Source organism: Pseudomonas sp. AC169 (assembly GCF_979258515.1).
The window spans coordinates 769,239-782,745 of sequence record NZ_OZ409866.1 but is presented as its reverse complement, the minus strand read 5'-3'; the positions used below and the strand labels follow the sequence as shown (position 1 = coordinate 782,745).

General features: G+C 58.7%; 16 protein-coding genes. 13 read left to right on the top strand and 3 right to left on the bottom strand.

The genetic code is table 11. The features are described 5' to 3' along the window. Positions 1–311: 311 nt before the first annotated feature. The 10 genes from ACZZ0G_RS03440 to ACZZ0G_RS03395 all read left to right on the top strand — a co-directional run bounded on the left by ACZZ0G_RS03440 (position 312) and on the right by ACZZ0G_RS03395 (position 9,736). Complete coding sequence (locus ACZZ0G_RS03440; protein ID WP_463555313.1) at positions 312–1,061, top strand: electron transfer flavoprotein subunit beta/FixA family protein; 750 nt, start codon at positions 312–314, stop codon at positions 1,059–1,061. Beyond that, entirely contained in the window at positions 1,062–1,991 is a 930-nt protein-coding gene (locus ACZZ0G_RS03435) for an electron transfer flavoprotein subunit alpha/FixB family protein (protein ID WP_007908340.1), read from the top strand. Positions 1,992–2,071: 80 nt separating this feature from the next. Further along, complete coding sequence (locus ACZZ0G_RS03430; protein WP_463555312.1) at positions 2,072–2,893, top strand: substrate-binding periplasmic protein; 822 nt, start codon at positions 2,072–2,074, stop codon at positions 2,891–2,893. 9 nt (positions 2,894–2,902) lie between these two features. Beyond that, on the top strand, positions 2,903–3,259 hold the full coding sequence (locus ACZZ0G_RS03425) for a DUF4398 domain-containing protein (protein WP_463555311.1): 357 nt from the start codon (positions 2,903–2,905) through the stop codon (positions 3,257–3,259). Further along, positions 3,256–4,068, top strand: coding sequence for an OmpA family protein (locus tag ACZZ0G_RS03420; protein ID WP_463555310.1), 813 nt, complete (start codon positions 3,256–3,258; stop codon positions 4,066–4,068). Before ACZZ0G_RS03425 ends, ACZZ0G_RS03420 begins: the two co-directional genes overlap by 4 nt. 202 nt (positions 4,069–4,270) lie before the next feature. After that, positions 4,271–5,710, top strand: a complete 1,440-nt coding sequence (locus ACZZ0G_RS03415; RefSeq protein WP_064391472.1) for an aminotransferase-like domain-containing protein — start codon at positions 4,271–4,273, stop codon at positions 5,708–5,710. 78 nt (positions 5,711–5,788) lie between these two features. Continuing rightward, positions 5,789–6,274 (top strand): translation initiation factor 2, encoded by a 486-nt coding sequence (locus ACZZ0G_RS03410; protein ID WP_463555309.1) that lies wholly within the window; start codon positions 5,789–5,791, stop codon positions 6,272–6,274. Positions 6,275–6,440: 166 nt separating this feature from the next. Beyond that, on the top strand, positions 6,441–6,695 hold the full coding sequence (locus ACZZ0G_RS03405; protein WP_007908349.1) for a YkgJ family cysteine cluster protein: 255 nt from the start codon (positions 6,441–6,443) through the stop codon (positions 6,693–6,695). Positions 6,696–6,736: 41 nt separating this feature from the next. Beyond that, positions 6,737–7,342 (top strand): START domain-containing protein, encoded by a 606-nt coding sequence (locus ACZZ0G_RS03400; RefSeq protein WP_122597194.1) that lies wholly within the window; start codon positions 6,737–6,739, stop codon positions 7,340–7,342. Between the two features lie 300 nt (positions 7,343–7,642). Then, on the top strand, positions 7,643–9,736 hold the full coding sequence (locus ACZZ0G_RS03395; RefSeq protein ID WP_463555308.1) for an LTA synthase family protein: 2,094 nt from the start codon (positions 7,643–7,645) through the stop codon (positions 9,734–9,736). Between the two features lie 74 nt (positions 9,737–9,810). On the opposite strand, the gene ACZZ0G_RS03390 is transcribed toward ACZZ0G_RS03395, so the two are convergent. Continuing rightward, complete coding sequence (locus ACZZ0G_RS03390) at positions 9,811–9,969, bottom strand: DUF3309 family protein (RefSeq protein ID WP_169432680.1); 159 nt, start codon at positions 9,967–9,969, stop codon at positions 9,811–9,813. 300 nt (positions 9,970–10,269) lie between these two features. On the opposite strand from ACZZ0G_RS03390, the gene ACZZ0G_RS03385 reads away from it, so the two are divergent. The 3 genes from ACZZ0G_RS03385 to csrA all read left to right on the top strand — a co-directional run bounded on the left by ACZZ0G_RS03385 (position 10,270) and on the right by csrA (position 11,802). Continuing rightward, a complete protein-coding gene (locus ACZZ0G_RS03385) occupies positions 10,270–11,085 on the top strand; it encodes an SDR family oxidoreductase (RefSeq protein ID WP_463395285.1) in 816 nt (271 codons plus the stop codon). Between the two features lie 63 nt (positions 11,086–11,148). After that, positions 11,149–11,481, top strand: coding sequence for a YnfA family protein (locus tag ACZZ0G_RS03380; RefSeq protein ID WP_463555307.1), 333 nt, complete (start codon positions 11,149–11,151; stop codon positions 11,479–11,481). A 135-nt stretch (positions 11,482–11,616) separates the two neighbouring features. Beyond that, on the top strand, positions 11,617–11,802 hold the full coding sequence (gene csrA / locus ACZZ0G_RS03375) for a carbon storage regulator CsrA (protein WP_007908359.1): 186 nt from the start codon (positions 11,617–11,619) through the stop codon (positions 11,800–11,802). 5 nt (positions 11,803–11,807) lie between these two features. Here csrA and ACZZ0G_RS03370 read toward each other — a convergent pair whose 3' ends face one another. Both ACZZ0G_RS03370 and ACZZ0G_RS03365 read right to left on the bottom strand, forming a co-directional pair. Continuing rightward, complete coding sequence (locus ACZZ0G_RS03370; protein ID WP_463555306.1) at positions 11,808–12,035, bottom strand: YheU family protein; 228 nt, start codon at positions 12,033–12,035, stop codon at positions 11,808–11,810. Positions 12,036–12,220: 185 nt separating this feature from the next. Further along, complete coding sequence (locus ACZZ0G_RS03365; RefSeq protein ID WP_077574040.1) at positions 12,221–13,411, bottom strand: osmoprotectant NAGGN system M42 family peptidase; 1,191 nt, start codon at positions 13,409–13,411, stop codon at positions 12,221–12,223. Between the last annotated feature and the right edge of the window lie 96 nt (positions 13,412–13,507).

The window sequence follows — 13,507 nt, the reverse complement described above, 5'->3', positions numbered from 1 at the left end:
AATAGGCGTTCCGGTCAAGATACGGGCGGTTTTGCGCTCGTCGTAGGCAGACTGGCGGTTTCAAGAGCACGTCTAAAGACAGGGCACAGGTGGTTGAGAGTGCTGCGCAGCGCAGTCTGGCGCGCAGTTTACACAGCGTGAGGATCAATGACTTGTCGGTCACCACTGACGAACGGTCGCACCCCCTTCACATTGTGGAATCACATCGCACCCCGGTCGGCGTTTTTAGAGGTGCCCTTTTAGCCTGATGAGCATCAACCGCCAGGTTCGCCTAGGCGACTTTCTTTTCACCGGAGAGTAACGAGGAATCCATGAAGGTTCTTGTAGCTGTCAAACGCGTTGTGGATTACAACGTCAAGGTTCGCGTCAAGGCGGACAATTCCGGCGTCGATCTCGCCAACGTCAAGATGTCGATGAACCCGTTCTGCGAAATCGCAGTGGAAGAAGCCGTACGCCTGAAAGAGAAAGGTGTTGCGACTGAAATCGTCGTCGTCTCCATCGGCCCGACCACCGCTCAGGAGCAGCTGCGTACCGCACTGGCTCTGGGTGCCGACCGTGCCATCCTCGTCGAATCCGCTGAAGATCTGACCTCGCTCGCCGTGGCCAAGCTGCTCAAGGCTGTGGTCGACAAGGAACAGCCTCAACTGGTAATCCTTGGCAAGCAGGCCATCGACAGCGACAACAACCAGACCGGCCAGATGCTTGCTGCACTGAGCGGCTACGGTCAGGGCACGTTCGCTTCGAAAGTCGAAGTTTCCGGCGACAGCGTTGCCGTAACTCGCGAAATCGACGGCGGCTCGCAGACTGTTTCGCTGAAACTGCCAGCGATCGTCACCACCGACCTGCGTTTGAACGAGCCGCGCTACGCGTCTCTGCCAAACATCATGAAAGCCAAGAAGAAGCCTCTCGAAGTGCTGACTCCGGACGCTTTGGGCGTTTCCACCGCCTCCACCAACAAGACCCTGAAAGTCGAAGCGCCGGCTGCACGCAGCGCAGGCATCAAGGTCAAGTCCGTGGCTGAACTGGTTGAAAAACTCAAGAACGAAGCGAAGGTAATCTAAATGACTATCTTGGTTATTGCTGAACACGACAACAAAGTGCTGGCCCCGGCCACACTGAACACCGTGGCCGCTGCTGCCAAAATCGGCGGCGACATCCACGTTCTGGTTGCAGGTCAGGGCGCTGGCGCCGTGGCGGAAGCCGCTGCGAAAATCGCTGGCGTGAGCAAAGTCCTGAATGCTGACAACGCGGCTTACGCGCATCAGTTGCCGGAAAACGTTGCTCCGTTGGTAGCCGAGCTGGGCGCTGGCTATAGCCACATCCTGGCTGCCGCTACCTCCAACGGCAAAAACATCCTGCCGCGCGTTGCTGCGCAGCTGGACGTTGACCAGATCTCCGAGATCATCTCGGTCGAAAGCGCTGACACCTTCAAGCGCCCGATCTATGCCGGTAACGCCATCGCTACCGTGCAATCGACCGCTGCGATCAAAGTGATCACCGTACGTGCCACCGGTTTCGACCCGGTTGCTGCTGAAGGTGGTTCGGCGGCTGTTGAAGCCGTCGGCGCTGCACACGACGCGGGCACTTCGAGCTTCGTTGGCGAAGAACTGGCCAAGTCCGACCGTCCAGAACTGACCGCTGCCAAGATCGTCGTTTCCGGCGGCCGCGGCATGCAGAACGGCGACAACTTCAAACACCTGTACGCCCTGGCCGACAAGCTGGGCGCTGCCGTCGGTGCTTCGCGCGCCGCGGTCGACGCAGGTTTCGTACCGAACGATATGCAGGTCGGTCAGACCGGCAAGATCGTTGCGCCACAGCTGTACATCGCCGTCGGTATCTCCGGCGCGATCCAGCATTTGGCCGGCATGAAAGACTCCAAAGTGATCGTTGCGATCAACAAGGACGAAGAAGCGCCGATCTTCCAGGTGGCCGATTACGGTCTCGTGGCGGATCTGTTCGAAGCCGTCCCTGAGCTGGAGAAGCTGGTCTAATCCAGCGGCTTCACTTATAAAGAGCCCGGCCTGTTGGTCGGGCTTTTTTTTGTCTCGGATTTGATTGGGAGCGTTTCGCCATGGATCTGCGCTGCGGATGGTTGTTGGGATTGGCCCTGTTACCCGGTTTGGCCATGGCCGCTGGCAAGTGCGAGCGCCTCGTCGTTACCGGCAGCCCGGATGCGCCGCCGTATCTGTGGCAGGACCCGCAAAATCCCAAACAGTTGATTGGCGCCAGTGCCGATTTGTTGCAACAAGTCGCCAAGGATCTCGGCATCAAAGTCGAGTTGCTCTACGCTGGCAAACGCTCGCAAGCCCTCGACGAAGTGCGCAGCGGGCGCATGGACATGCTGGCCGACGCGCCGCTGACCCTCACCGAGCTGGAAACCCTCGACTACATTCATCCTCCGTTGCTGGAAAACGACTATCTGGTGTGGACGCGCAAAGGCTCGACCCTGGTCTACAGCGAAGCCAAAGACCTGCACGGCCACGCGGGTGCGCTGTCGGAAAAGTCTCGAATCACCCAGGCATTCGGCACTTTCGCCGAGCAGAATCTGACCCTGACCCGGACAGCCAACCTCACTCAGGCCTTTCAGAAACTGCTCTTGGGCGAAGTGGAATATGTACTCGCCGGCCGTTACTCGGGCATGGCCGCCGCGCAGGCATTGGGCATGACCAATGACTTGCTGGCGTTCGAGCAACCCATCGACCGCCCGGGGCTGTACCTCGCGGTTTCGCACAACTCGGCGTGCAACGATCCGTGGTTGCGCGGACAGTTGGCCAAAAAGATGACAGAATTGCCCGCGTCCGGACTGACGGAAGCCGCGCTGCAACGCAACATCGAGCGCTGGAAGGCGCAGCAGCAACAGCCGCAACAACCTGTCAGTGCCCCAAAACAGTAGGGATTCTTAGTGAGTATTCGACCTCTTTTCGCGGCTGTGGCCGTTCTGGCTCTGGCCGGTTGCGCAACCGATCCGGCACCCAACGAACAAATGCGCCTGACCGAACAAGCCATCACCCAGGCCAAGGCCGTTGGCGCCACCGCCGACGAAGTGCCGGAAATGAAACTGGCCGAAACCAAGTACAACCGCGCCAAAGGCAACATGGCCGACGAGTCCTATCGCAACGCACGCATGCGTTCAGAACAGGCTGAGCTGGATGCGCGTCTCGCCGAAGCCAAGGTGCTGACACAAAAAAGTGAGGAACAGGTGAATGTGCTCAACAGCCGCATCGTCCGTCTGCGCAAGCAACTGGGAGATGCCCAATGAGCCTCAAGTCCAAAGCCTTCGGTGCTCTGATCCTCGCCGGTTGCGCCAGCCTGTACGGCTGCGCCGGTCAACACAGCGAATCCGCACTGCAAGAAGCCGGCGCCGACTTCCAGAAAGTCAAGGAAGACTCCAACGTGCTGCGCATCGCGCCGAAAGACGTGATTCGCGCCGGTGAGTCCCTGGCTCGCGCCGATCGTTTGTCGACCTACTGGGGCAGCGGATCAGACGTGGTGCATTACGCCTACCTGAGCCAGCGCTACAGTGAAATCGCCCGCGAGCACACCAATCAGGTGCTCAACGAAGAACGCGCGGCGAAGCTGGAGCTGGAGCGCCAGCGTCTGCAACTGGCCCTGCGTGAATCAAAACTGCTGAGCGTGCAGCAGCAGGGCAAATGGCTCGAAGAACAGATTGTTGCTTTGGCCACCACGCAGACCGACCGTGGTCTGGTGATGACCCTCGGCGATGTGCTGTTCGACACCGGTGAAGCAGAGCTGAAAAACTCGGCCAACCGCGTGGTGCTGAAAATTGTGCAGTTCCTGCAACTGAACCCGAAACGCGTGGTGCGTATCGAGGGTTACACCGATAGCACCGGCGGCAAGCAGGAAAACCTCAAACTGTCTCGCGACCGCGCTCAATCGGTGGCAGATGTGCTGATGGATTTGGGCATCGAGGACAAGCGCATTCAAGTCGAAGGCTACGGCGACGAATACCCGGTGGACGCCAACGCATCCGAGCGTGGGCGGGCACAGAACCGTCGGGTGGAAATCGTCTTCTCCGACGAAAAAGGCCAGCTCGGCGCTGCCCGTTAAGGGTTGCGTCTCTGGAAAGCCCGGGCTGTCATGCAGTGCCGGGCTTTTTTACGTCTGTCGAATGGCTCGCAAATCCGTACAGTTGGGGGCAGACACCGGACTGTATGGTCGAGTAATGTGGCAACTGTCCCAGTACACTTCTAAACTGTTCCGGTATTGTTTCACACAAGAATAAAATGCCCGTGAAATCGAGTGCTGCGTCATGACCAATCTCTTGCTCTACCAACGTATTGCTCAGCAACTGGCCGAAGACATCCGCCGTGGTGTCTATCAACCGGGGGAGCGCGTGCCTTCGGTGCGCAAGATGAGTTCTCAGCTCAACGTCAGCCATGCGACGGTGTTGCAGGCTTACGCCAATCTCGAAGATCAGGGCTTGATCCGGGCGCGTCCGCAGTCCGGATATTACGTCCACCAGACACCTGCGCTGACGGCACCGACACCGGACATCGCGCGGGTTGAGCGTCCCGGTCTGGTCACACGCAGCAGCATCATTCAACAGGTTCTGGTCGAATCGCGCCGTGAAGGCGTGTTCCCGCTCGGTGCCGCCGTGCCAAGTGTCGATTACTTGCCGGTGCGCGCACTGCATCAGCAACTGGCCAAGGTCACCCGTTTCCATAGCCCGCGCGCCTTCAGCTACATGTTCAGCCCCGGTTTTGAACCGCTGCGCCGGCAAGTGGCGATCCGCATGCGCGATGCCGGTGTGGTGGTCGACCCGTCAGAAGTGGTGATCACCCACGGTTGCGTCGATGCCCTGCAGATGTCGTTGCGTGTGCTGACCCGGCCGGGCGATCTGATCGCCGCCGAGTCGCCGACCTATTACGGTCTGCTGCAACTGGCGGACCTGCTCGGCTTGAAAGTCATCGAGATTCCCAGTGATCCGGCCACCGGCATGAGCCTCGAAGCCTTGCAACTGGCCGCCAACCAATGGTCGATCAAGGCGCTGGTGCTGACCACGCGCCTGAGCAATCCACTGGGTGGCACCATGCCCGAAGAGCGGCAGAAACAACTGCTGCGGTTGGCATCGGACTTCGATATCCAGATCGTCGAAGACGATATTTATGGCGAGTTGATGTTCGAGCAAGGTCGCACCAAGGCGCTCAAGGCTTATGACCGTCTCGACCGAGTGATCTATTGCTCGAGTTTCTCCAAGACGTTGTCACCCGGTGTGCGCATCGGCTGGATGATCGCCGGCAAGTACCAGCAGGAAATCCAGCGCTTGCAGACCTTCAGTACGCATTCGGCGTGCAGTGTGACGCAAATGGCGATTGCCGCTTATCTGGAAAACGGCGGTTATGACCGGCATTTACGGTACATCCGTCAGGAATACCGGAAAAACCTCAGCGCCTTCCAGTTGGCGGTGCAGCAGTACTTCCCCGAAGGCACGCAGATGAGCCGGCCCACGGGCGGTTTCATCCTTTGGGTGAGTCTGCCGGGCAGGGTCAATACACAAGAATTGCATGTGCGTGCGTTGCAGCAGGGCATCAGCATTGCGCCGGGGCTGATCTTCAGTAATACCGAGCAGTTCAACCACTGTATCCGCCTGAACTGCGGGATTCCGTGGAACCGCGAGGCGGAGCGGGCATTGATGACTCTCGGTTTGCTGGCAACTCAACTGTGTCAGGAAACCGCTGGCGGATTCTGAACGGGCGGTGGGTGATGCTTGTCTTGTGGCGTTCAACAAGCGAGCATATGGCCCTCTGCCGTTAGTGTCGTTGGGTCCATGAAAGCGATTTTTCCTGCCGCTTGGGTTTTGTTGGGTTTGCTGATGATCGGTCATGCGCCTGATGTCATGGCGGCTGCGCAGGAAAAACCGGCTTCGAGCTCGGCGGTGAAAAAAACACCCGCCAGTAAAACAACGCCCGTCGCCAAAAAAGCAGTTTCCGCAAAGAAAGCCCAGCAAAAAGTCATCAAGAAACGCAAGCCGGTCGCCTCCAAATCGAAACCTGCCAGTGAAGTGGTAAAAACCAAGTTGCCGTCAGCCAAACTCGATTTGAGCCTGCCCAAGGACATGGTCGAGGAATTGAAGCCCCAGGGCACGGTTGAATTGCCCAAGCGCGAGCCAATCCTGCCGCAAATGTTTGGTGAGAAAAACAACGGATTCCAGCTCAACGGCCGCTTGCTCAGCAACGAAATGCAGTTGCAACTGCGCAATGAAGAGCGCCGCGAAGTCGAAGGTGCCGCGCTGGATTTCGAATTCAAACAGTAAATCCAGACCCTCCGTGACCCGCAGAGCAGACGCTTTGTCGGAGACTGGTCAGTCACATTCAGTTATCGCTAAAAACCCCGGTTCAGGGAATTTGAAACAGCCGTTTTAGCGGTTACTCTGTTCCGCGTCCCTTTCACACATCGCCCGTCGCGAGGAATTGTTCGTCATGAAATGCCGTGAAGGCTGTGGCGCTTGCTGCATTGCCCCGTCCATCAGTTCGCCGATTCCCGGCATGCCTGATGGCAAACCTGCCGGCGAACGTTGCGTGCAACTCTCGGTCGAAAACCTGTGCAGCATTTTCGGCCGCCCGGAGCGCCCGGCAGTTTGTTCCGGCTTCGCGGCGGATGTCGAAGTCTGTGGCAGCAGCTCGGAAGAAGCGATCAGGCTGATCGGCTGGTGGGAGCAGATGACGGCGGCGTGATGTGTCAAACGAACGGAACTTCAACAATAAGGAAAAAGACTATGGGTTCGCTGCATCGTATCGCTGTGTTGTGTGGTTTGACCGCTGTGCTGGCCACCTCCGTTGCTCAGGCTGAGGACTGGAAGGTCGCCAAGAACGAGGACGGCATCAAGGTGTCCCTCAGTGAAGTGCCGGGTTCGGACTACAAGTCGTACCAAGGCGTTGCGCTGATGAAAACCACCGTCGCCAAACTGCGCGCACTGCAGGAAGACGTCGCTGGCGCCTGCGCCTGGATTCACGAGTGCAAGACCCAGAAACTGCTCAAGCACGAAGGCGACAAGAGCTGGACCTATAGCCAGTTCAATACTCCTTGGCCGGTAACTCCGCGTGACTCGGTGATCGAAGTCACCACCGTCGAAGGCGCCGACGGCAGCCTGACCCGCAACCTCAAAGGTCTGCCGACGTACGTTCCTGAAGAAAAAGGCTTTGTCCGTGTGCAGCAGGTCAAAGGCTTCTGGAAGTTCGTACCGAAGGGCGACCAGGTTGAGGTCACTTATCAAGTGCACACCGAACCAGGCGGCAGCGTGCCGGCAATGGTTGCCAACAAGTTTGTCGTCGATGCGCCGTTCAACACCCTTAAAGCCTTAAAAGAGCGCGCCGAGAAGTAATCGACCCGCATTTAGCGAAACGCCCCGGTCATGTCGGGGCGTTTTGTTTTGTATCTATATTGTGTTTCCAGATATGCGTTGCACGAAATTTTCACAAAGTGTTCCCGACAATTCGCCCGCGCTGTTTGCCAGCTGCCATAAATGAAAGTGTCTGGCGGCGGGGCAGTAATCAATGGCAATGGTGCGGGTGATCGTGCAACATTTGCGCACTGCGCAAGCCCCGGGGTCTGGAATGACCAATAGAGGGCATGGCGCCGCTGTATTTTTGCAACTTCAACTTCCAATGGGTCCTAAAACGACATGGCAAACCCGGACGCCCTGAATCAGCAGCGATCTTCTGCTCGCCTGCTGCAACCGACCGTCAAATCGCATCTGGCCTACACGCTGCTGTGTGCACTGGTCATGATGGTGATGTTTTCCGTGCTGCGCCTCGCGCTGCTGGTCTACAACCGCGAGATGATCCTCGACACCCCGGCTTCGACCTTCCTCGAAGCCTTCGTCAACGGCCTGCGTTTCGACCTGCGCCTTGTGGTTTACGTCTGCATTCCGCTGGTGCTGGCACTGTTCAGTGCCCGCGCCATGGCCGCACGCGGTTTCTTCCGCTTGTGGCTGACCATCGCCTCAAGCATCGCGCTGTTCCTCGGCCTGATGGAGATGGACTTCTACCGCGAGTTCCACCAGCGCCTCAACGGCCTGGTGTTCCAGTACGTGAAAGAAGACCCGAAAACCGTGATGAGCATGCTCTGGTACGGTTTCCCGGTGGTGCGCTACCTGCTGGCGTGGGTCATCGGCACCGTCATTCTGACTCTGGCGTTCAAAGGCGCTGACCGTGCCACCCGGCCGCGCGGCCCTTTCAGCGGTGGCAGCGTCAGCAGCCGTCAGGTCGCGCCGTGGTACACCCGTCTGGCGGTGTTCGTGGTCTGCCTGCTGATTTGCGTGGTCGCCGCTCGTGGCACCCTGCGCCAAGGCCCGCCGATGCGTTGGGGTGACGTCTACACCACCGACTCCAACTTCGCCAACCAGCTCGGCCTCAACGCCACGCTGTCGCTGATCGAGGCCGCCAAGTCCCGTATGGGCGAAGATCGCGACAATATCTGGAAAGCGACGTTACCGCAGGAGCAAGCGCAGAAAGTCGTGCGCGACATGCTGCTGATGCCGGACGACAAACTGGTCGATGCCGATATTGCCGCCGTGCGCCGTGATTACACGCCGCCGGCCGACAAGACCCTGCCGATCAAGAACGTCGTGGTGATCCTGATGGAAAGCATGGCCGGTCACTCGGTCGGTGCATTGGGCGCGCCAGGCAACATCACGCCTTACCTGGACAAACTGTCCAAGGAAGGCCTGCTGTTCGACCGCTTCTTCTCCAACGGTACGCACACCCACCAGGGCATGTTCGCGACCATGGCCTGCTTCCCGAACCTGCCAGGTTTCGAATACCTGATGCAGACCCCGGAAGGCAGCCACAAGCTGTCCGGCCTGCCGCAGGTGCTCAGCGCCCGTGACTACGACGACGTGTACGTCTACAACGGCGACTTCGCTTGGGACAACCAGTCGGGCTTCTTCAGCAACCAGGGCATGACCAACTTTGTTGGCCGTAACGACTTCGTCAACCCGGTGTTCTCCGATCCGACCTGGGGCGTGTCTGACCAGGACATGTTCGACCGTGGCCTGCAGGAGCTCAAGGCGCGGGAAAACGGCAAGCCGTTCTATGCGCTGCTGCAAACCCTGTCCAACCACACACCATACGCCTTGCCGACGCCATTGCCGGTTGAGCGTGTCACCGACCGTGGCAGCCTCAACGAACACTTGACCGCCATGCGCTACTCCGACTGGGCGCTGGGTCAATTCTTCGAGAAGGCGCGCAAAGAGCCGTACTTCAAGGAAACCCTGTTCGTGATCGTCGGCGACCACGGCTTCGGCAACGAGCGCCAGATCACCGAAATGGACCTGGGCCGCTTCAACGTGCCGATGTTGATGATCGCTCCGGGCATCCAGGAGAAGTTCGGTACCCGCGACCACACTGTCGGTACGCAGATCGACATCGTGCCGACCATCATGGGCCGCCTCGGTGGCGAAGTGCGTCACCAGTGCTGGGGCCGCGATTTGCTCAATCTGCCAGAAGGTGACACCGGTTTCGGTGTGATCAAGCCGTCGGGCAGCGAGCAGACCACCGCCATCGTCACGGCCGACCAGATTCTGGTATTGCCGAGAGACAAGGACATGGGGCCGAAGATGTGGCAGTACCAGTTGGGGGCCAATCCGCATGCCGAAGTGGTACCGAATGCACCGCGCACCGCCGAGTTGAAACTCAAGCTTGAAGCGTTCCTGCAAACGGCGACCAAGAGCCTGATGGATAACACCGCCGGTGTGATTCACGGCAAACCGGATTGATCGCTTGGCGACAGTAAAATCCACGCAATAAAAAAGAGGCCCTGAACAGGGCCTCTTTTTTTGCGCTTGAATCGTTATATCCGGCCGAGTAACAGCAGCACCAGCAGCACTACCAATACCACGCCGATAATGCCCGAAGGACCATAACCCCAACTTCTGGAGTGCGGGAAGACCGGCAGACCACCGATCAGCAACAGGATCAGGATAATGATTAAAATTGTGCCCATGTCGATTTCCTTGTTGATAGCGTTCGAGAAGTCTTGGTATTCAAGGGCGACTGGAGACTAAGTAATTCCAGACGGCTTACAAATTCCGACCGGTGCGCATGAAAGAAAATTCAATGTTTTTTTAATGTATTTGGATTGCAGGCTTATTTCCTTTTTTCGCCCGCCTAGTTCAGAACTCAGACCCTTTCCGGAAATCCAACGCGCCACGGTTTGCCCTCACCATTCAGCAATCTGATGGAGCGTGGGCGCGCGCCGATCCTTCGCTACACTCCGCGCATCTTCCCCGGAACAACAAGGCTGTCTGCTATGCAAAATCGCATGATGATCACTGGTGCGGGCTCGGGCCTGGGTCGCGAAATCGCGCTGCGCTGGGCGCGTGAAGGCTGGCAACTGGCCTTGTCCGACGTCAGCGAACCCGGTCTGCAGGAAACCCTGAAAATGGTCCGCGAGGCCGGTGGCGACGGTTTTACCCAGCGCTGTGATGTGCGTGATTACAGCCAGCTCACCGCATTCGCACAGGCCTGTGAAGAGAAGCTCGGCGGCATCGACGTCATCGTCAATAACGCCGGCGTGGCCTCGGGCGGTTTCTTCAGCGAACTGTCGCTGGAAGACTGGGACTGGCAGATCGCAATCAACCTGATGGGCGTGGTCAAAGGCTGCAAGGCGTTCCTGCCGCTGCTTGAACAGAGCAAAGGCAAAATCATCAACATCGCCTCCATGGCGGCACTGATGCAAGGCCCGGCGATGAGCAACTACAACGTTGCCAAGGCGGGTGTAGTGGCGCTCTCGGAAAGTCTGTTGATCGAACTGGCGCAGCAGGAAGTCGGCGTGCATGTGGTCTGTCCGTCATTCTTCCAGACCAATCTGCTCGACTCTTTCCGTGGCCCGACGCCGGCGATGAAAGCGCAGGTGGGCAAGTTGCTGGAAAGTTCGCCGATTACGGCGGCGGATATCGCCGACTATATCTATCAGCAAGTAGCGGCCGGCGAATTCATGATTCTGCCCCACGAACAAGGACGCATGGCCTGGGCGATCAAGCAAAAGAACCCGCAGCTGCTCTACAACGAAATGACTTCCATGGCGGAAAAAATGCGCGCCAAGGCCAAACAAAACAACGGCTGACCTTGCCCGTTGCAGACGGCGTCGTTAGGGTGGCCGCAATGGTCACCCTGTCGAGATGTGTCAATGCTCAATTATCTGTGGTTCTTTCTTGCGGCGCTGTTTGAAATCGCCGGTTGTTTCGCGTTCTTCATGTGGCTGCGCCAAGGCAAAAGTGCGTTGTGGGTAATTCCTGCGCTGCTCAGCCTGACCCTGTTCGCGCTGCTGCTGACCCGCGTCGAAGCCAACTATGCCGGGCGTGCCTATGCCGCGTATGGCGGGATCTATATCGTCGCTTCGATTGGCTGGCTGATGGTGGTCGAACGGGTGCGGCCACTGGCTTCGGACTGGATCGGCGTGGCGTTGTGTGTGATCGGCGCGAGCGTGATTCTGTTCGGCCCACGCTTTACCGCTCCCTGAAGGCTGTTTGTGGGAAACGTCTTACAGCTCAAGGCGAGTCAGGTCGTAAGGCAAAACTGATTTGCTCGGCGCGCATTGTAGAGCCGCCTCAAGCCGCGCATCTTCAGGGTTCGCTAACCCTGAAGGACGTATCTCATGCTTGTACTCAGCCGTGTCGTTGGTGAGTTGATTTCAATCGGTGACGACATTTCCCTGCGCGTACTGTCGGTAAACGGCTCCAGCGTGCGCTTTGGCGTCGAGGCCCCGCAAAAGGTCAATGTGCACCGCGCGGAGGTCTATGACCGGATCAAACGCAAGCAGGCCACCGAAAAGCTGCGCTGAAGCATTCAATCGAACAGGTGCTTGGGCACGTCGTGCTTGAGCATCAACTGGCACTGCTCGCTTTCCGGGTCGAAGACGATCAGCGCCTGACCTTTGGTCAATGCCTGACGCACGCGCAGCACGCGGGTTTCCAGCGGCGTGTCATCGCCATTGTCGGTGCCGTCGCGGGTGACGAAATCTTCGATGAGGCGGGTGAGGGTGTCGACTTCAAGAGCTTCGTGTGGAATGAGCATGGGCACCTCGGTCAAATCAATGTCGGGATGCTACGGCGATTGCTAATTGCCTGCCAGTTTTGTGTTGCTTGATCTGGCCCCTTCGCGAGCAGGTCGAATCGTCGCACCGTCGCTCCCACACTTGGAAATGGGTTCCCTGTGGGAGTGAGCCTGCTCGCAAAGGCGATGGTTCTGCCGACAAAGATCTAACTGTCGGAGCGCTGCCCCACCAGACTGTCCACCGACGGCACCCGCGTATCGCTCTCCATCTGCGTGTCATGTTCAATCTGATGACTGAAGCGATCCAGCGAAGCATTCGCCGGCGCCGCGTCGCTGGCGAACACTGGAGGACTCAGAATATAGGCGCCAAGCAAACGACTCAGCGCCGCCAGGCTGTCGATGTGCGTACGCTCGTACCCATGGGTCGCATCGCAGCCAAACGCGAGCAGGGCAGTGCGGATGTCGTGGCCGGCGGTCACCGCCGAGTGCGCATCGCTGAAGTAATAGCGGAACAGGTCGCGGCGTACCGGTAACTCGTTTTCACCGGCCAGACGCAGTAAATGTCGCGACAGGTGATAGTCGTAAGGGCCGCCGGAATCCTGCATCGCCACACTCACCGCGTGTTCGCTGGAGTGCTGCCCCGGCGCAACGGGGGCGATGTCAATGCCGACGAATTCGCTGACGTCCCACGGCAATGCTGCCGCCGCGCCGCTGCCGGTTTCCTCGGTGATGGTGAACAGCGGATGGCAGTCGATCATCAGTTCCTGGCCACTGTCGACGATGGCTTTGAGTGCCGCCAGCAGCGCCGCAACACCGGCCTTGTCATCCAGATGACGGGCGCTGATGTGGCCGCTTTCGGTGAACTCCGGCAGCGGATCGAATGCGACCACGTCACCAATACTGATGCCTAGCGAATCGCAGTCAGCTTTGGTCGCGCAGTAGGCGTCCAGACGCAGTTCAACGTGATCCCAGCTGATCGGCATTTCATCGACGGCTGTGTTGAACGCATGCCCGGAGGCCATCAACGGCAAGACACTGCCGCGAATCACGCCGTTGTCGGTAAACAGGCTGACGCGGCTGCCCTCGGCAAAACGGCTCGACCAGCAGCCGACCGGGGCGAGGGTCAGGCGACCGTTGTCTTTGATCGCACGAACTGCCGCGCCGATGGTATCCAAGTGCGCCGAGACCGCGCGGTCGGGGCTGTTCTTCTTGCCCTTGAGCGTGGCGCGAATGGTGCCGCGCCGGGTCATTTCAAAGGGAATGCCGAGTTCTTCCAGACGCTCGGCGACATAGCGCACGATCGTGTCGGTGAACCCGGTGGGGCTGGGAATGGCGAGCATTTCCAGGAGGACTTTTTGCAGGTAGTTGAGATCCGGTTCGGGGATTTGCGTGGTCATGGAAACTCCTGATGGGTTGAGCACTGATCGTTCCCACGCTCTGCGTGGGAATGCAGCCCGGGACGCTCTGCGTCCCAAATGGACGCGGAGCGTCCG